Consider the following 18,234-nt stretch of genomic DNA (forward strand, 5'->3'; position numbering starts at 1 on the left):
GCGTTTCGCGCATTACAGGCTAAGCGGGCTTCTTTGCTTGAATATGGCCGCACCATGGATTGGGCCAAGCGCATTGGCGCTGTTGCTTTCCTGCAAAATGATTGCGCAGCCGTTTACGTCCTTGCGCTTGAGCTCTGAGGCAGGCAGCTCGATTTTCATAGCTTCACCGTCCCACATGCCGATCGTGTCAGTGTCCATCACCGTATTGCGGTACGTGACTGACTGGCCGGCATTCTCGCCCCGGTCGATCGGGATCGTGACTGCATCGCGCAAATAGAACATCACTACATGCACCGGACTTTTCGGCTTTTCACCTTTGGCGATCTCGATGGACAGACGTCCGTCATCCAGCTTACGGATCGAAACGGGCACGTTAAGTTTGTTTGCAGCAATATGTTGTTTTACGGCCTCAGCATCGCGACCATTTACTTCAGACGTGCCATTGACGATGGCCTGCGGCGTATACAGCATCTTGGCATTAAACGAATTGCGATAGGCGTTCTGGCGGTCCGTGTTGTCCTGCGATGCAAGCGTATCGTGCCAGCCCATATAGTCCCAGTAATTGACGTGGAATGACAGCGCCAACACGTTCGGGTCATCGGCATATTTCGCCAGATTCTTATCGGCTTGCGGGCAGGATTTGCAGCCTTGGCTGGTATAAAGCTCAATCACCGATGTGCGCGTGCTGCTGGATTCAGCGTTCGCCACGCCATGCATGGACAAACTACCCGTAAACGCCAAACCCAGAGCAGCACAAACACAGCGCAGACCGGGAGCATATTCGCCGGAAAATCGTGTACATGTCCCATTGAAAGGGGAGTGGAAGGTCACTTTGGTTTCATCCTGCAATCAACGCATTTCCAGCAAAACGAAAACGGTTTTGAATGGTTCAATGCGTATATAATTAGCTCTGACATATATTATGTAGGAATTGGCATGATCAATAGGAAGTCACGTTGCAGTGAGTTTCATGTCGGTACTGTTTCTTTTATCCCACGCTTGGCGTGACCTGCGATAAAAGGATGGTGTGCCAGAAAATCCATAGGGACGGGACTGATCGAATATGCGGTTGAGCCTAAGAGAAAGAGCCATCGCCATTTGCGATGAAAAGATAGCCAAAAAGGGCGAGACGGTTGGCATCTCTTTTTACGCGTTCTTTGCCAATAAGAATTCTGACCCCGAATTGCTTATGGAAGCTGCTCAGTGGTGGATTAAAACCCACTCGCTTGATCATTTTGAGAAAGCAGTAAAAATCAGGGATATGATCCGTTCGGGCTTATAAACCAAAAAGCCGCCGGATTTCTCCGGCGGCCTTTTAATTTTGATGCTGTACTGATTAAGCAGCCAGATCGCGCAGAACGGTCTGCAGAATGCCGCCATTCTTCATGTAGTCGAGCTCATCCAGCGTATCGATACGGCAGATGAGTGGAACCTTCTTCACGCTGCCATCGGCATAAGTGATGGAAGCTTCGACCTTTTGGCGTGGGCGCACATCGGCAAGGCCTTCGATGGAGACGATTTCATCGCCCTTAAGACCGAGTGTCTGCCAGCTTGTGCCTTCCTCGAAGACGAAAGGCACAATGCCCATGCCAACGAGGTTGGAGCGGTGAATACGCTCAAACGACTGCGCAATCACAGCCTTGACGCCGAGCAGATTGGTGCCCTTTGCAGCCCAGTCACGCGACGAGCCATTGCCATATTCGACGCCGGCAAAGATGACGAGCGGAACGCCCTCTGCCTTATATTCCATAGCGGCGTCGTAGATCGACATTTCTTCCTTCGACGGATAGTGAATGGTGTATCCACCTTCACGACCGTTTTCGCCCAGCATGTGATTGCGAATACGGATATTTGCAAACGTGCCGCGCATCATCACTTCATGGTTGCCGCGACGTGTGCCGTACTGGTTGAAGTCGGCAATGCCGACGCCATGGTCAAGCAGATACTTGCCAGCAGGTGACTGCGCCTTGATGGAACCGGCAGGTGAAATATGGTCGGTTGTGATCTTGTCGCCGAAGAGACCAAGCACACGCGCGCCTTTGACATCAGAAATCGTGCCAGCCGACTTGCCCATGCCCACAAAGTAAGGCGGGTTCTGCACATAGGTCGAATTGTCGTCCCATGCATAGGTCTGGCCAGCAGGAACCTGAACGGCCTGCCAGTTTTCGTCGCCCTTAAACACATCCGCATATTTCTCGGAGAAGATTTTGCGGGTGACATTCTTGGCGATGAAGTCCTGAATTTCCGCCGATGAAGGCCAGATATCGCGCAGGAATACCGGATTGCCATCTTGATCTTCGCCAAGCGGCTCTGTTGTCAGATCCTTGGTAACCGTACCGGCAAGCGCGTGAGCAACAACCAATGGCGGCGAAGCCAGGTAGTTTGCCTGAACGTCCGGCGAAACACGGCCTTCAAAGTTACGGTTACCGGAAAGAACGGCAGCCGCAATCAGACCCTTTTCATTGATGGTCTTGGAGATCGGCGCAGGCAATGGACCGGAATTGCCGATACAGGTCGTGCAGCCGAAGCCAACGAGGTTGAAGCCGAGTGCATCAAGATCCTTCTGGAGGCCAGCGGATTCAAGATAAGCGGCCACAACCTGAGAACCGGGTGCGAGCGAGGTCTTGACCCATGGCTTGGTCTTGAGACCTTTGGCAACCGCATTGCGCGCCAGAAGACCGGCAGCAATCAGCACGCTTGGGTTGGAGGTGTTGGTGCAGGACGTGATTGCGGCAATCGCCACATCGCCATGACCAAGATCATAGTCTTCACCTTCAACGGCATAACGTGTGGTCTGGCCGGTGGTCTTCTTGTACTCGGTTTCAAGCGAGGTTGCGAAGCCCGATGCAATGTTTTCCAGCGCAATGCGGCCTTCAGGACGCTTTGGACCAGCCATCGATGGAACAACGTCGCTCATGTCGAGTTCGAGAATGTCGGTAAAGACTGGGTCTTCGGAACCGGCTTCACGCCACATGCCCTGAGCACGCGAATAAGCTTCCACGAGCGCGAGGCGGTCTTCTGCACGACCGGTCGTGTTCATGTAGTTGAGCGTTTCCTTGTCGATCGGGAAGAAGCCGCAGGTTGCGCCATATTCCGGGCCCATATTGGCAATGGTCGCACGGTCGGCAAGCGTCATGTTTTCGAGGCCTTCGCCGAAGAATTCGACGAATTTGCCGACAACGCCCTTCTTGCGCAGCATCTGTGTGACGGTGAGCACGAGATCGGTTGCGGTCACGCCTTCCTTGACTTTGCCTGTCAGGCGGAAGCCGATGACTTCTGGCAAAAGCATGGAAACGGGCTGGCCGAGCATGGCAGCTTCCGCTTCAATACCGCCAACACCCCAGCCAAGAACGCCAAGGCCATTGACCATGGTGGTGTGGGAATCGGTGCCAACGCAGGTATCAGGATAGGCAACGGTTTCGCCATCTTCTTCCTTGGTCCAGACGGCCTGTGCCAGATATTCAAGATTGACCTGATGGCAGATGCCGGTGCCCGGAGGAACAACACGGAAGTTCTTGAATGCCTGCTGGCCCCATTTGAGGAAGCGGTAGCGTTCGCCATTGCGCGCATATTCGAGGTCCACATTGGCCTTGAAAGCATTTGGATTGCCGAACTCATCGACGATCACCGAGTGGTCGATGACGAGATCGACAGGAACCAGCGGATTGATCTTTTCAGGATCGCCGCCCAGCGCCTTCAGACCATCGCGCATGGCTGCAAGGTCAACAACGGCTGGAACGCCGGTGAAGTCCTGCATCAGCACACGGGCCGGGCGATAAGCGATTTCAGCGCCTGCCGAGCCGCGATCATTGAGCCACTTTGCAACAGCTTCGATGTCCGACTTCTTGACAGAGCGGTCGTCTTCGAAGCGGAGCAGGTTCTCAAGGAGAACCTTCATGGAGAAAGGAAGCTTGGATATGCCCGTCAAGCCGTTCTTTTCGGCTTCGGTCAGGCTGTAATAGACATAATCCTTACCGCCAACGGTAAGGGTTTTGCGGCATTTAAAGCTGTCGATGTGCGACACTTCATTCGTCCTTTATGCTACTGGCCGGAAAACCAGGACGAACGCCTAGGCTAGCGTTTCAAGGACGCGCCAAGGTGCGGGTGCAGTCATTTCCGCTGTCCGTCCCGAAACTTGTATAATAGGTTACAAGTGTTTGAGATCGGCCAAAATTCGTTTCCACACCGACCGCTGGCATGGTAGCCCTCATATAGAGAGTTTCCTAAAACGATTCCAGACTGAATTTCGTGAATTTGCCCCCTTGCGGCGAAATGTTGCGATAGCCCCTTTTAGACGTTGCCAGAAGGGGCTGAGGAGAGAGAATGCGGCTCAAAGCCGAAAATCTGGCAGGTGAGCGCGCGGGCGAGACGATCTTCGCAGGCCTTTCATTTGACTTGTCGTCGGGTGAAGCACTTATTGTCACCGGCCCGAACGGCTCTGGAAAATCGACATTGCTGCGAATCATCTGTGGTCTTCTGGCGCCGGAAAACGGCACCATTGCGCTCTACGAAGACACTGTTTCGATGCCAGTGCGCGCTGCTTGCCATTATCTTGGCCATCTCAATGCAATGAAGCCCGCTTTGAGCGTGCGCGAGAATCTTTTGTTCTGGCAAAAATTTAATGGTGCTGCACGCTTCGATATTGAAGAGGCACTGGAGGCAGTCGATCTGCCGGGCGTTGACCATCTGCCTTTTGGCTATCTGTCAACCGGGCAGAAGCGCCGTGTTTCCATTGCCAAACTGCTGATCAGTCATCGCCCGGTCTGGATTGTCGATGAGCCGACCGCCGGTCTCGACAAGGCATCCGAGGCGCGCTTTGCAGAACTGATGCGCGATCACAGGCGTGAGGGCGGCATGGTGATTGCCGCAACGCATATTCCGCTTGGTCTGACGGGGATCAAATCGCTCGACATGGCCGCCTATGCGCCCGAGGTGGCGTGATGGGAGCACTGTTTATCAGAGATTTGCGTTTGGGTTTTCGTGCCGGTGGCGGCGCACTGATCGGGATTTTGTTCTTTCTGGCTGTCATTTCAGTGATGCCGTTTGGTGTCGGCCCTGATCTTAATCTGCTCTCGCGCATTGGTCCGGCCATGTTATGGATCGGCGCTTTGCTGGCAACACTTCTTGGCCTCGACCGGCTGTTTCAGGCGGACCGAGAAGATGGCTCGCTTGATCTGCTGCTGATTGGTGCAGACCGCCATATGCTGGCTTTTACAGTCTTTGTGAAATGTCTTGCCCATTGGGTGGCGAGCGTTTTGCCGCTGGTCATTGCGTCACCCATGTTGGGGCTGTTCATGAATATGGATATGACCGCAACCGCTGCAACTGCGCTGACACTTCTGGTCGGAACGCCAGCCATTGCTTTCATCGGCGCAGTCGGTGCGGCATTGGCGGTGGCGCTTCCGCGCGGCGGCTTGCTGGTTTCGGTGATCGTGCTGCCGCTGACCATTCCGGTGCTGATTTTCGGTGTCTCGGCTTCATATGGCGCGACCGATGCTGTGGCCCCATTCTTTGCGCCGTTTCTGATTCTGTGTGCGCTGACTTTGTTTTTTGCTGTTTTAGGGCCGTTGGCAGCTGCTGCATCTTTAAAAAGTTCGGCGGATTGAGCATGATCCCGAAAAGTGGGAACCGGTTTTCGGATAAGATCATGCTCGAAAATAATGTGATCCCGAAAAGTGGGAATCCGTTTTCGGATAAGATCAGGCTCGGCGGATTGACGCAGTTGATTACGGTCAATTGAACGGCATATCGCGTCAGGTATAAGTATAGGCCATGACGAATGACATGATGAAAACCCAAAGCTGGCTCGATCTGGCAAACCCGACCCGCTTTCTCGCTTTTGCGGGTAAGGTTCTGCCGTGGCTTGGAGGCTTTGCCGGGCTGTTTCTGGCAGCCGGGCTTTATATGGTTTTTCTGTCGCCGGATGATTATCAGCAGGGTCTGACTGTCCGCATCATGTATATCCATGTGCCTTTCGCCTGGCTTTCGATGATGTGCTATTCGATCATGGCAATCTCGGCCCTGGGGACGCTGGTCTGGCGCCATCCGCTGGCGGATGTCTCAATCCGCGCAGCGGCTCCCTTGGGCGCGGTGTTCACAGCGCTTGCACTTGCAACCGGCTCGCTCTGGGGCAAGCCGATGTGGGGCACATGGTGGGTGTGGGATGCGCGATTAACTTCCGTGTTCGTGCTGTTTTTGATGTATCTCGGCATTATTGCGCTGTCGCGCGCCATGGATGATCCGGCCAAAAGTGCAAAGTCCGTCGCCGTCCTCACACTGGTTGGTTTTATCAATATTCCGATTATCAAATTCTCGGTCGACTGGTGGAACACATTGCATCAACCCGCTTCGGTTTTCCGCATGGATGGTCCGACGATTGACGGCTCTATGCTGCGGCCGCTTTTTGTGATGGCGATCGGCTTCACGCTGCTGTTTCTCACATTGCACATGATGGCGATGCGCAATGAAATCTGGCGTCGTCGCGTGGCTATGATGAAAAAGCTTGCAGCCCGCAATGCAGATCGCAGCCGTATGAAAAAAGTGCGTGTGGAAGCACAGGAGGCAACGCAATGAGCCATTTCGCTTATGTGGCGATCTCCTATGGCATCGCCGCCGCAGCCCTCGCCATCACGATTGGCTGGATACTGATCGATCAGCGCATTCAGAAAAATGAGATCAAACGGCTTGAAGCGCAAGGCGTGCGCCGCCGCTCGGCAAAGAGTTCTGCGCAATGAGTGAAGCCGATACCGCTAAAAAGCCCCGCATATTGGTGGCGCTGCTGCCTTTGCTAATCTTCGTTGGCCTTGCCGCGATCTTTGCCGTGCAGCTTTTATCCGGCAAAGACAATACGACCATTCCTTCGGCCTTGATTGGCAGACAGGCACCGCCAACCAATCTTCCGCCCGTCGAAGGCCTTCTGCGCGATGGTGCGCCCGTGCCGGGGCTCAACAGCGAAGATTTCAAAACGGGCCCTGGGGGCAAGCTCACGCTCGTCAATGTCTGGGGATCATGGTGCGTACCATGCCGTCAGGAGCATCCGCTTTTGATGGAAATCGCCAAGGACAAGCGCATTCGTGTGGTTGGCCTCAATTACAAGGACCAACCCGAAAACGCCCGCCGTTTTCTTGGCGATCTCGGCAATCCCTTTGCTGCCGTGGGCGCAGACCGCGCGGGACGCTCCGCCATTGAATGGGGGGTCTACGGCGTGCCGGAAACCTTCCTCGTCGATGCAGACGGTAAGATCGTTTACAAGCATGTCGGGCCGTTTACGCCGGAGTCGGTCAAGAACGATTTGATGCCTGCGGTGGCGAGGGCTTTTAAAGCTGATTAAAAAGGCTCGTGTCCGTGTAGTTCGCGAGCAAATTCGTTATCATTGGCTTTTGAGAAGGCTTCTTTTAATGATGGGATGTGATTATCAAAGGTTTCCCTGAATTTATTAGATAAACTGAATTTGTCTATTGAGTTCATCCGTTTTTGAATAAATCTTAAGTGCTGATCATTAATAGCATAAGCGAGCCTTTTACTCGATAGGGCGAACAAATTATTAAATTTGAGTCGGACGGTCTGTAAAGGAGCTGCTCTTAATTGATTAGCTGTATCCTCACTTTGATACGCAAAAAATAAATGATGGGGCGAAATCGGGCAGGCCAACCAGCCTTGAGAATTATTAAAAGGTGTATCGAAAATAACGGGTCTATCTGAAGTGATAAAATCATAGTTACGTACATAAAGTACGAACCATTTCATTTTGAGAATTCCATCGATTATTCTTTTGTTGGACATTATCTCTGGTAATTTAAGCATGGCTTTCTGAGGCGCAGACGCGATTATCTCAGTACTAATTTGATCGAATTGATTATCCGAAGCGCGTCGAATAGTATTATATACTGTTTCGAATTCAGGTATGATAGACTTGTAGAGATCGTGCAACGATGCCTTAAAATTTAAAATGTCATCCGGCATTCTCAACATCAAAGTTGCGATAAATTGAGCCCAAGCATGTCGCTGGGCTGGGGAAAGCGATTGTTTAGATAATAATAGTTTTTGCGCTTCAGCAGCTCGGCTGTCGATAGGGGACAAAAATTCTGTTTCAATTTTCTGCGCAGCTTCGTCTGGGAGGCCGTCAATAGCATACAAACGATAGATATAGCCCGTAGCTGCGGGGTGAACTCGTCGCGGCTTTACAACGTTACCGTAAGGTCTGCTGAACTCAACAAGGGTATCTGCTTCTCCAGTCCATTGTTTGAGGTAAAAAACGGGAAGAAAATGATGCTTTTTTGGAGCGGCCATTATTTTATCTAAATCCTAAAAACGGACTTGAATATTTTACCGGAGAAGCCGTCCAAGAATCACCCCCTCCCCGCATGAAGGAAGGGTTTGATTACTGCATCTGAATTTTCAATCAATCCGGCAATTTCCGCACCGCGCCCTTGGCAGCACTCGTTGCCATGGAAGCGTAAGCTTTGAGCGCGGTTGAAACCTTGCGCTTGCGCTCTTCAAGCGGCTTCCAGCCGGATGCATCCTGCTCGGCGCGGCGTTCCGCCAGCGTTGCATCATCAACAGCCAGATGGATTTTGCGGTTTGGAATGTCGATATCGATAATATCGCCTTCGCGCACCAGACCGATCGTGCCGCCTTCGGCTGCTTCCGGCGAAACGTGACCAATTGAAAGACCCGAAGAGCCGCCCGAAAAACGTCCGTCAGTGACCAGCGCGCAAGCCTTACCGAGGCCCTTCGATTTCAGGTAGCTGGTTGGGTAGAGCATTTCCTGCATACCCGGACCGCCGCGCGGACCTTCATAGCGGATCAGCACAATGTCGCCAGCCTTGATCTTGCCGTTCAGGATACCGAGCACGGCAGAATCCTGGCTTTCGAAGATGCGGGCAGGGCCGGAGAATTTCAGAATGGAATCATCCACGCCTGCCGTCTTCACGATGCAGCCGTCTTCAGCCAGATTGCCGTAAAGCACGGCCAGACCGCCATCCTGACTAAACGCATGTTCTCTCGAACGGATAACGCCCGTTTCACGGTTCGTATCAACGCTGTCAAAGCGGCGTTCCTGGCTGAATGCAACCTGTGTCGGCACGCCGCCGGGGGCCGCCGAATAGAACTTGTGCACCATTTCACTGTTGGTGCGCGTCACGTCCCAATGATCGAGCGCCTTGCCCATGGTTTCACTATGGATGGTCGGCAGATCGGTATTGATCAGCCCTGCCTTGTCGAGCTGGCCGAGAATGCCCATAATGCCGCCTGCACGATGCACATCTTCCATGTGAACCGTATTGTTGGCAGGCGCGACCTTACAAAGAACCGGCACGCGGCGCGACAGACGGTCAATATCGGCCATGGTGAAGTCGATTTCGGCTTCCTGTGCAGCCGCCAGAAGATGCAGGACCGTATTGGTCGATCCGCCCATGGCAATATCAAGCGTCATGGCGTTTTCAAAAGCCGGGACGCTTGCAATCGAGCGCGGCAGGACGCTGTCGTCGTTCTGCTCATAATAACGGCGCGCGAGATCGACAACCAGATGACCGGCTTCCACAAACAGGCGCTTGCGGTCGGCATGGGTTGCGAGCGTCGAACCATTGCCCGGCAGCGACAGGCCAAGTGCTTCTGTGAGGCAGTTCATCGAATTGGCGGTGAACATGCCCGAGCATGAGCCACAGGTTGGGCAGGCAGAGCGCTCAATCGCCTTGACCTGATCGTCGGTATAGTGGTCATCGGCGGCAGCAACCATGGCGTCCACGAGGTCGAGCTTCTTGACCTGATCGTCCCACACGACCTTGCCAGCTTCCATCGGACCGCCGGAAACGAAAACGACCGGAATATTGAGGCGCAGCGAGGCCATCAGCATGCCGGGCGTGATCTTGTCGCAGTTGGAAATGCACACCATCGCATCGGCACAATGGGCATTGACCATATATTCCACCGAGTCGGCGATCAGCTCGCGCGATGGCAGCGAATAGAGCATGCCGTCATGACCCATGGCGATGCCGTCATCGACCGCAATGGTGTTGAATTCTTTCGCAACGCCACCAGCGCTTTCGATTTCACGGGCAACCAGCTGGCCCAAATCTTTCAGATGCACATGGCCCGGCACGAACTGGGTGAACGAGTTCACCACGGCAATGATTGGCTTGCCAAAATCCTCATCCTTCATGCCGGTGGCGCGCCATAGGCCGCGCGCGCCAGCCATATTGCGGCCGTGGGTGGTAGTACGCGAACGATAAGGAGGCATTTTCAAACCTTTTAGGAACTGTTCTAATTTGGTCGTCGGTATGCCAGAATCACCCGCTCTACGCAAAGCGCAAATTGCCCCAGCGCCTGCACTGGTGCGCTATTTTCAAGCACATCGCATTCAGCGGAAATGTTCAGGCGTGCAATCATAATTGCCGACACCGACCGCCCCAACTTAGCATATTGTTGATATAATGCAAAAGATTTTACGCTTTAAACGTAAGGAAATTTCTTAAACGCCGCTCGTTGCTTCCGCCAAGGCGCTGTCAATCAACGCATTGACGGTTTTCATGCACTGCTTTGAAAAACGTGCAGGTCAAAAAGAGCCGATGTTTTCGCTCTAAATGAGCCCGACGTCGAGACAGGAGAGGCGAAACTAAAACCGGCTGAAAAAAACGGCCAAAGCGACATGCGCAGAGTCGGTGCGCGTGATTGTGGTTGTCGCCTTAGGCTTTCGTTTCTCTCAGCACGGTTGCAAAGTCGGGAAAACTGTGCCGCATCGTCAGCGCTGCATCACTTCAGAAGAAAATGCGTAGGCCAGCGTCCTCGTCAGCACGTAGGGTGGCACGGGTTTTCGAAACACCGGCACATCAGGATAGCGCGCAGCAAGATGCGTGGGCAGTCCTCCACCTGTATGAACCACGACAAAAACGTTGCGGCTCTTTAGTCTGTCCAGAATAGGCTCCAAATCACCATCCGCAAGGTTGACGTCGAGAATGGCGGCGTCCACTTCCTGCTTATTGATGAGGTCTATGGCTTGTTTTACGGTGCCCACAGGGCCGATAACAGTGCCCTGGGCATCTTCCACAGTGGCGGCAACGTCGAGAGCGACGAAAATTTCGTCCTCCACGACCAGTACCCGCCTATGTTCAAGATTATCCATGATCTTTCCACTGTCGCTATCGATTTCTGTTTGCTCTAAACCCAGTGTGGGTTGTCGCAGAGTCAATGCTCAGGCACACAAAGAGGTTCCCTGAAGGATCAGGATAATGGATTAATGGTGAATCAAATCTTTATTTCAGGCAGGGCAGCCCGATTTAGCTCACTTTAGAAAGCAGTGAAGGTCAGGGTCGTGAGCGAACGCACAATATTGGGAATATCGAGCACATTTTCATTGATGAATTTGCCGATGTCGTCGCCTTCTTTTACGTAGATCTTGGCGAGCAGATCATATTCGCCGCTCGTCGAATAGAGTTCCGAAACAATCTCACGCTGATAGAGCGTGTCCGCAACCTCATAGGTCTTGCCGGGGGCGCATTGCAGTTGCAGGAAAACGGGCTTCATATCTGTTCCTTTCGCCATATGGCGGTCAGCGGCCATAGAGCTAAATTGGCCATTATCTTTGGCTGTTTCAAGCACGGGCGGATACGCGAAATCAAGAGCGTTTCCCGTATGCAAACGGTGTTTCTATCGCAGGTTTAATTTACAGAATTGTGTTTTTAATCAATGAAGGCGATAAGACACCGCTAAAGTGGAAATAAGATAATCATTACATGCTTTATGTACTCCCAGCCGTTTTAATGCTGTTTTCACTGGCCTTTGTGGTTGTCGGTGCAATGGATAAGCTGCGCCGCCATCTCTTATGGTGTGCATTATGCTTTTTCTGCATCGGCCTGGCCATGCTTTCCCAGCTTGTCGATATACCGGCAGATGATGGTGTCAACACGCTGTTGACCACCACAATATATGTGGTCGGCACTTTATCGGGCGGGCAGGGCATTCTTCTCAGGTCCGCGCGCCGTTTGCCGCTGTGGTTCGGGATTGTCAGTTTTGGTCTGATTGTCGGTGGCGTTGTTTATTTTCTCTACGTGCAGCCCAATGCGATCAATCGCATTTACGTTGTGAATTTTGGCCTCGCATGCATGATTTTGACCTTTGTCTGGTACTTGCGCGGATTGGCGCGGGGCTCTGTCGCTGACCAGCTCATTCTGGGAATGCTGTTTTTGGTTGCGGTGCAGTTTTTTCCCCGAACACTGCTGACCGCGCATTCCATTGTCGGTGATGACACGGCAGCTGACTTTGCTTTTACGCCATTCTGGCAATGGACTGTTTTTTCAACCGCTGTTGCGGGTGTCATTGCCGGTCTGGTGCTATTTGCGGCAGCGGGGGCTGATCGGTTCAGAGAACTGGTTTATGAACGGGATACTGATCCGCTGACCGGGCTTTTAAACCGCCGTGGGCTTGAAACAGGGATGAACGCGCTGGAGCGCGGTCGCTTTTCTGGCTGGGTTGTCGCCTGCGACATCGATTATTTCAAAACGATCAACGATATTTATGGACACGCGACGGGGGACACAGTGCTCACAGAGTTCGCAGCTATTTTAAGGTCCTATTGTACTGATCGTCATCTGACGGCGCGTATCGGCGGCGAGGAATTTGTCATCTGCCTTGAGGATATGCCGAGTGAGGCGGCGTTTGAGCTGGTCGAGAGCATTCGGAGAAGCGTCAAGACACGCGTTTTCTCGCGCCTGTCAAAGGATACGAGCCTGACGTGCAGTTTTGGAGTGGTCAGACTGGGGCATAAAGACGATTTCTGGCGGGCGGTGGAGCGCGCTGATAAGGTTCTTTATGAAGCCAAAGAGGCCGGTCGAGATCGGACTTTGTTTGAAGATAGAATTTCCTGAGCGTTGTGGCGTTTGAAATTCTTGCTGTGAAAACCGGATAAACTTGCTGTGATGATCAAAAATCTGACGCAGATTATGTGTTAGAAGCGTTTTTTACACTCCCGCAAAGCGAGTTATGCGTAAGCCAATGCAATTTTTATCCGCTCTGATTTCGAATTTTCCTTTTCGCTTTTCGTCATTTTTTATCATGAGTGTTGCCGCCTCTTTGAGTACGCCGTCCATGGCAATGACGGCGCTGGAAAAAGCACAACTTGAAAGGCTTGACCCTGCAACGCGTCTTGAGCAGCGTTGCGATGTCGAGGCGATGGAACGCATCAGCAAGGATAAAAGAAAGCTTTCGGTCGATAAGGTGCTGGCCTATGCCTTTTCTGACCCTGTTGCCTCAAAAAATATGATCAAAGCGGATGGCGCTGCTTTTCGCAGCCGCGAGCATTGGTACAAGCTCTCATTCGTTTGCAAAACGGATGATGAGCACATCAATGTCGTTTCATTTGATTATCACATTGGTGAGGAGGTTCCGCAGTCTCAGTGGGACAAGCATTACCTCGTGCCATGATGATGAGCGCACCTTTATAGGTTTGCCGGAACGTTTCTATTGCGCACCATCATCCGCGCGGCAGGCTGAAAGCAGCGTGATTTCTTTGGCCGAATCGTCCGCCTCCAGATGGGTGAGAATGGCCCGTCCATCTTTTTCAGCCCAGCGATAGCTGTCCTGCTCGTCCATTGCGACATATTTCCTGAGCGCATTATGCCATTGCAGAGCAACCATTTTGCCTTCAACGTCAATGACGGCAAAAGCAGGCTCTTCGCCCGCATGAATATAGGTGACAGGCACCACGACCCCGCGTTCACAGACATAATCCGTCCGAATGACCGAATCCCGGCTGATTGTCTGGGCCAGAGCGGGGCTTGATGCGAGTGCGCTCAGAGCAAGAACGATGCCTGTATTGCGAGATTTTCTCAGCATAATGACCTCTGTTTCGTAAAGCGTTATGAAAGGTCTGGCAGAAAAAACAAAGAATTTCAATTTTTTACGGGAACCTAATTTACACTTGGCCGTTCTTCATGTGCTGGTCGTTAGATCGGCCGGGGCCCGGAGTTAATTTGCCCCCGCAATCCTAATCCGGGTCCCACTTTTAAATCTGCCGCTTCATCCTGAAATTGATAATTCTTTCCCCGGAATTCGGTTATTTGAGAAATCGGGTGAAAATTTAATTCCGCATATTTCATTATCATAGCTTATAATTTTCGAAGTGCTTTCAAATAAGAGAAAGCTTATGGCATCCTGTGTGCAAAGACCTCTGATACTCTCAGGTCAATGAAACGCGGAGAGGTGGTCATGAAAATATCGAGAGTCTCATTCACGCTTGCAGCTTTTTTAGCAACGGCGGGTATTGCCGGAACTATTCAGGTCGGTCACGCCGATCAGACATTGCTCAATGTGTCCTATGATCCGACGCGGGAGCTTTATAAGGATTACAACGCGGCTTTTGCGAAGCATTGGAAAGAGCAGACAGGCGAAAACCTGACCATCCGTGTTTCGCATGGTGGTTCGGGCAAGCAGGCACGTTCCGTTATTGATGGCGTGAAAGCGGACGTTGTCACCCTTGCACTGGAAAGCGATATTGACGCAATTGTCGAACATTCCGGCAAAATCGACAAGGATTGGCGCAAGCGCCTTCCGCATAATTCTTCGCCTTATACATCGACGATTGTTTTTCTCGTGCGCAAGGGAAACCCGAAGGGCCTCAAGGATTGGGGCGATCTGGTCAAAGACGGGGTTGAAGTCATCACGCCCAATCCGAAGACCTCGGGCGGTGCACGCTGGAATTATCTCGCTGCATGGGCATGGGCCAATAAGGAATATGGCGGCGATGAAGCCAGGATAAGGGAATATATCGGCGAACTTTTCCGCCATGTCCCGGTGCTTGATACGGGTGCGCGTGGTTCGACCACAACCTTTGTGCAGCGTCAGTTGGGTGATGTTTTGCTGGCCTGGGAAAATGAGGCCTATCTTTCCATCGCTGAATTCGGCGACAATGCCTTTGATATTGTGGTGCCGCCGCAGTCTATTCTGGCAGAACCACCGGTGGCGCTGGTTGACAAAAATGCTGATGACAATGGAACCCGTAAGGTTGCGCAGGCCTATCTCGAATATCTCTATTCACCGGAAGGTCAGGCCCTTGCCTCCAAGCATTTCTATCGTCCATCCGAGCCGGATATTGTGCCTGCTGACCAGAAACGTGATTTTCCGAAGCTCGACCTTGTAACGATTGACGACCCGGTTTTCGGCGGTTGGGCCAAGGCGCAGCCTTATCACTTTGGCGATGGTGGTACTTTTGACCAGATTTACAAACCGGGTAAATGAGCCTCTGTCAGGGCAGTGATTGCTGAGAAAGACCAATAAAAGGGAGCAAATATTGATGTCTTCGCACCCTGCACGGGTCAGAGCAGGGTGGCATTTCAGAAAACCGAGCGTTGTTCCGGGCTTCGGACTGACGTTCGGTTTTAGTGTCGCCTATTTGACTCTCCTCATTCTCATTCCGCTTGCAGCCCTCGTGCTGCGCTCAACAGATGTTGGCTTTGCCGGCTTCTGGCGGATCATCACCGATGAACGCACGTTAAAGGCACTTGAAACCAGCTTTGGCACCGCTTTCATTGCTGCAGTCATTAATGTGATTTTCGGTGTTATTCTCGCATGGGTTCTCGTGCGCTATCGTTTTTTTGGTCGCAGGTTTATCGATGCAATCGTTGATATTCCCTTCGCGCTTCCCACAGCCGTTGCCGGTATCGCGCTCGCTTCAATCTATGCGCCCAATGGCTGGATTGGCAGTCTGCTGGCGCCTTTCGACATTCGCATTGCTTTCACCCGTGCCGGCATCGTTGTGGCGCTGATTTTCATCGGGCTGCCATTTGTGGTGCGCACGGTGCAGCCCATTATGGAAGAGATCAGCCGGGAGGTCGAGGAGGCGGCGGCAACGCTTGGCGCATCGCGTTTTCAGACGATCTGGCAGGTTTTGTTGCCCGCATTGCAGCCCGCAATTCTTACTGGCTTTGCACTGGCTTTCGCGCGCGGGGTGGGCGAATACGGCTCGGTCATTTTCATAGCAGGCAACACGCCTTATGTTTCGGAAATTGCTCCGCTGCTCATCGTGATCCGGTTGGAGGAATATGATTATGCCGGTGCAACGGCGCTTGCGACTGTGATGCTCGCACTTTCATTTGCCATGCTGCTGTTGATCAATCTGATCCAGTCGTGGTCAAGAAAGAGGTATGGCTATGGCGCGTGACCATGTTTCTCCTGCGCGCAGCGCTGTGAGCGAAAGCCTGCCAACGCGTATTGTGCTGATCAGCATAGCGCTGATCTTTTTGTTGCTGTTTCTTATCCTGCCGGTGGTGGCCGTTTTTGTCGAAGCCTTCCGTAAAGGCATGGGCGAATATCTGGCAGCCTTGGCGGAGCCCGATGCATGGGCCGCAATTCGGCTGACATTGTTCGTTGCGGTTATCTCTGTTCCGGTCAATCTGGTTTTTGGTGTCGCGGCTGCATGGGCGATTGCCAAATATGAGTTCAAAGGCAAGGCGCTTCTGACAACGCTGATCGATCTGCCTTTTTCGATATCACCGGTGATTTCGGGTCTGGTTTTTGTGCTGCTTTTTGCAAGCCACGGCTTGCTGGGGCCGTGGCTTGAAAGCCATAATATTCAAATCCTGTTTGCTGTTCCGGGCATTGTCCTGGCAACGCTTTTTGTGACGTTTCCGTTTGTGGCACGCGAGCTTATTCCGCTGATGCAGGAGCAGGGAAGCGGTGATGAAGAAGCAGCCATTTCGCTGGGCGCCAATGGTTGGCAGACCTTTCGTTATGTCACTTTGCCCAATATCAAGTGGGGCCTTCTCTACGGTGTCTTGCTGTGTAATGCCCGCGCAATGGGCGAATTCGGCGCTGTTTCGGTGGTGTCAGGACACATCCGCGGCCTCACCAACACCATGCCGCTGCATGTCGAGATTCTCTACAATGAATATAATTTCGTTGCGGCTTTCGCGGTTGCATCTCTGCTGGCCTTGCTTGCCCTTGTGACCTTGGCGGCCAAAGCTTTTCTGGAGATGCGTTATGGTGATGAACTGGCTGGCAGTAACGGGCATTAAAAACTAAATTGTCCAAAAGAAAATAAGCCGCCCATGCTTTGGCTGAGCAGTCGGTGGTAGGGGAAAGGATCGGGAATGGAAGTTCGTGTCGCCGGTGTGCGTAAAGAGTTTGGTCGCTTTCCGGCATTGCATAACGTGTCGCTGGATATTCGTTCGAGTGAACTGATTGCTTTGCTTGGTCCGTCCGGATCGGGCAAAACAACCTTGTTGCGTCTGATTGCCGGTCTTGAACGGCCCACAGAAGGAGCGATTTTTTTTGGTGATGAGGACGCCTCGCATAAGAGCGTGCAGGAGCGCAATGTTGGCTTCGTGTTTCAGCATTATGCGCTGTTTCGCCATATGACGGTCGCCGAGAATATCGGTTTTGGCCTCAAGGTCCGCCCCGGCAGCACCCGTCCGCCTTCCGCTGAGATCCGGCGTCGTGCACTCGAATTGCTTGATCTGGTGCAGTTGAAGGGACTGGAAAATCGCTATCCAACGCAGCTTTCCGGTGGGCAGCGTCAGCGCGTTGCTCTGGCCCGCGCCATGGCGATTGAGCCAAAGGTTCTGCTGCTTGATGAACCCTTTGGCGCACTTGACGCGCAGGTGCGTAAGGAATTGCGCCGCTGGCTACGCGAAATTCATGACCGTACCGGCCATACGACCGTGTTCGTCACGCATGATCAGGATGAAGCGCTGGAGCTTGCGGATCGCGTGGTGGTGATGAGCCAGGGGCGGATTGAACAGATCGGTACCCCGGATGAGGTTTATGATCAGCCGAACTCGCCTTTTGTTTATGGCTTTATTGGTGAATCCAGCACGCTGCCGGTAAGGATTGAAAAAGGGGAAGTCTGGCTGGCGGATCGCAATATCGGACTGGTGGCTGATGGCGCGGACGATGGCGAAGCACAGCTCTTCTTCCGCCCGCATGATGTCGAGTTGCTCGATGGCTGTGGGGGCTGCATCGCAGGCACAGTTATTGCCAGCCGAAGATCGGGGGGCAAAAGGCGGGTCGAGCTTGAAATCGGCGGGGCGCGTCAACGTGTCGAGATCGAGATTCCGGCCGAACATCCAGCGGCTGAAAAAAGCCGCATCGCTTTCCGTCCGCGCTATTGGCGGATTTTCGGACATGACCGAGCATCTCAAGCGGATGAAAAAGCAGAGGTTTTGGCTCAAGGCCATTCATAATTCAGGCGTATCGCCCCGATTTTACCCATCAGACATCCGCATTGGCGGGTGTCTTTTTCATTTT

Annotated in this window: 19 protein-coding genes; 12 read left to right on the forward strand and 7 right to left on the reverse strand. The window is 52.7% G+C overall.

Translation table 11 applies throughout. From position 1 onward, the window contains the following. Positions 1–12: 12 nt before the first annotated feature. Positions 13–747, reverse strand: coding sequence for a DUF1223 domain-containing protein (locus OPR82_RS01785; RefSeq protein ID WP_265983816.1), 735 nt, complete (start codon positions 745–747; stop codon positions 13–15). A 316-nt stretch (positions 748–1,063) separates the two neighbouring features. Here OPR82_RS01785 and OPR82_RS01790 point away from each other — a divergent pair, with 316 nt between their 5' ends. After that, positions 1,064–1,282 carry a DUF6500 family protein gene (locus OPR82_RS01790; protein ID WP_265982669.1) on the forward strand — a complete coding sequence of 73 codons (219 nt, stop codon included), beginning with the start codon at positions 1,064–1,066 and terminating at the stop codon, positions 1,280–1,282. Between the two features lie 54 nt (positions 1,283–1,336). On the opposite strand, the gene acnA is transcribed toward OPR82_RS01790, so the two are convergent. Continuing rightward, entirely contained in the window at positions 1,337–4,024 is a 2,688-nt protein-coding gene (acnA, locus tag OPR82_RS01795) for an aconitate hydratase AcnA (RefSeq protein ID WP_265982670.1), read from the reverse strand. Between the two features lie 299 nt (positions 4,025–4,323). Between acnA and ccmA the strand changes: the two genes are divergently transcribed. The 5 genes from ccmA (at position 4,324) to OPR82_RS01820 (ending at position 7,330) form a co-directional block, all read left to right on the forward strand. After that, complete coding sequence (gene ccmA / locus OPR82_RS01800; RefSeq protein WP_265982671.1) at positions 4,324–4,941, forward strand: heme ABC exporter ATP-binding protein CcmA; 618 nt, start codon at positions 4,324–4,326, stop codon at positions 4,939–4,941. Beyond that, entirely contained in the window at positions 4,941–5,606 is a 666-nt protein-coding gene (gene ccmB / locus OPR82_RS01805; RefSeq protein WP_265982672.1) for a heme exporter protein CcmB, read from the forward strand. Before ccmA ends, ccmB begins: the two co-directional genes overlap by 1 nt. Before the next feature lie 166 nt (positions 5,607–5,772). Further along, the gene (locus tag OPR82_RS01810; RefSeq protein ID WP_265982673.1) at positions 5,773–6,573 is read left to right on the forward strand and encodes a heme ABC transporter permease; all 801 of its coding nucleotides are present in this window, start codon (positions 5,773–5,775) and stop codon (positions 6,571–6,573) included. Continuing rightward, the gene (gene ccmD / locus OPR82_RS01815) at positions 6,570–6,734 is read left to right on the forward strand and encodes a heme exporter protein CcmD (RefSeq protein ID WP_265982674.1); all 165 of its coding nucleotides are present in this window, start codon (positions 6,570–6,572) and stop codon (positions 6,732–6,734) included. Before OPR82_RS01810 ends, ccmD begins: the two co-directional genes overlap by 4 nt. Next, the gene (locus OPR82_RS01820; RefSeq protein WP_265982675.1) at positions 6,731–7,330 is read left to right on the forward strand and encodes a DsbE family thiol:disulfide interchange protein; all 600 of its coding nucleotides are present in this window, start codon (positions 6,731–6,733) and stop codon (positions 7,328–7,330) included. The genes ccmD and OPR82_RS01820 overlap by 4 nt, the downstream gene beginning before the upstream one ends. Here OPR82_RS01820 and OPR82_RS01825 read toward each other — a convergent pair. From OPR82_RS01825 to OPR82_RS01840, 4 genes are all read right to left on the reverse strand, one after another. Further along, on the reverse strand, positions 7,327–8,289 hold the full coding sequence (locus tag OPR82_RS01825) for a DUF4238 domain-containing protein (RefSeq protein ID WP_265982676.1): 963 nt from the start codon (positions 8,287–8,289) through the stop codon (positions 7,327–7,329). The two genes, OPR82_RS01820 and OPR82_RS01825, sit on opposite strands and share 4 nt — an antisense overlap. A gap of 112 nt (positions 8,290–8,401) precedes the next feature. Continuing rightward, entirely contained in the window at positions 8,402–10,237 is a 1,836-nt protein-coding gene (gene ilvD, locus OPR82_RS01830) for a dihydroxy-acid dehydratase (RefSeq protein WP_265982677.1), read from the reverse strand. 501 nt (positions 10,238–10,738) lie between these two features. After that, entirely contained in the window at positions 10,739–11,119 is a 381-nt protein-coding gene (locus tag OPR82_RS01835) for a response regulator (protein ID WP_265982678.1), read from the reverse strand. A 164-nt stretch (positions 11,120–11,283) separates the two neighbouring features. Further along, entirely contained in the window at positions 11,284–11,520 is a 237-nt protein-coding gene (locus OPR82_RS01840; RefSeq protein WP_265982679.1) for an Lrp/AsnC ligand binding domain-containing protein, read from the reverse strand. Between the two features lie 209 nt (positions 11,521–11,729). Between OPR82_RS01840 and OPR82_RS01845 the strand changes: the two genes are divergently transcribed. Then, on the forward strand, positions 11,730–12,860 hold the full coding sequence (locus tag OPR82_RS01845; RefSeq protein WP_265982680.1) for a GGDEF domain-containing protein: 1,131 nt from the start codon (positions 11,730–11,732) through the stop codon (positions 12,858–12,860). Between the two features lie 187 nt (positions 12,861–13,047). Then, a complete protein-coding gene (locus OPR82_RS01850; RefSeq protein WP_265983817.1) occupies positions 13,048–13,416 on the forward strand; it encodes a DUF930 domain-containing protein in 369 nt (122 codons plus the stop codon). Between the two features lie 36 nt (positions 13,417–13,452). Here OPR82_RS01850 and OPR82_RS01855 read toward each other — a convergent pair whose 3' ends face one another. Continuing rightward, complete coding sequence (locus tag OPR82_RS01855; RefSeq protein ID WP_323054526.1) at positions 13,453–13,827, reverse strand: lysozyme inhibitor; 375 nt, start codon at positions 13,825–13,827, stop codon at positions 13,453–13,455. 372 nt (positions 13,828–14,199) lie between these two features. Here OPR82_RS01855 and OPR82_RS01860 point away from each other — a divergent pair, with 372 nt between their 5' ends. The 4 genes from OPR82_RS01860 (at position 14,200) to OPR82_RS01875 (ending at position 18,170) form a co-directional block, all read left to right on the forward strand. Continuing rightward, entirely contained in the window at positions 14,200–15,228 is a 1,029-nt protein-coding gene (locus OPR82_RS01860) for a sulfate ABC transporter substrate-binding protein (RefSeq protein ID WP_265982681.1), read from the forward strand. Positions 15,229–15,283: 55 nt separating this feature from the next. After that, entirely contained in the window at positions 15,284–16,150 is an 867-nt protein-coding gene (gene cysT / locus OPR82_RS01865) for a sulfate ABC transporter permease subunit CysT (RefSeq protein WP_265982682.1), read from the forward strand. Next, entirely contained in the window at positions 16,140–17,003 is an 864-nt protein-coding gene (gene cysW, locus OPR82_RS01870) for a sulfate ABC transporter permease subunit CysW (RefSeq protein WP_265983818.1), read from the forward strand. The genes cysT and cysW overlap by 11 nt, the downstream gene beginning before the upstream one ends. 75 nt (positions 17,004–17,078) lie before the next feature. Next, positions 17,079–18,170: a sulfate/molybdate ABC transporter ATP-binding protein gene (locus OPR82_RS01875; protein ID WP_265982683.1), complete on the forward strand. Its 1,092-nt coding sequence runs from the start codon at positions 17,079–17,081 to the stop codon at positions 18,168–18,170. Positions 18,171–18,234: the final 64 nt, after the last annotated feature.

The organism is Ochrobactrum chromiisoli (genome assembly GCF_026241335.1).
In the GTDB taxonomy this organism is placed as follows: Bacteria; Pseudomonadota; Alphaproteobacteria; order Rhizobiales; family Rhizobiaceae; genus Brucella; species Brucella chromiisoli.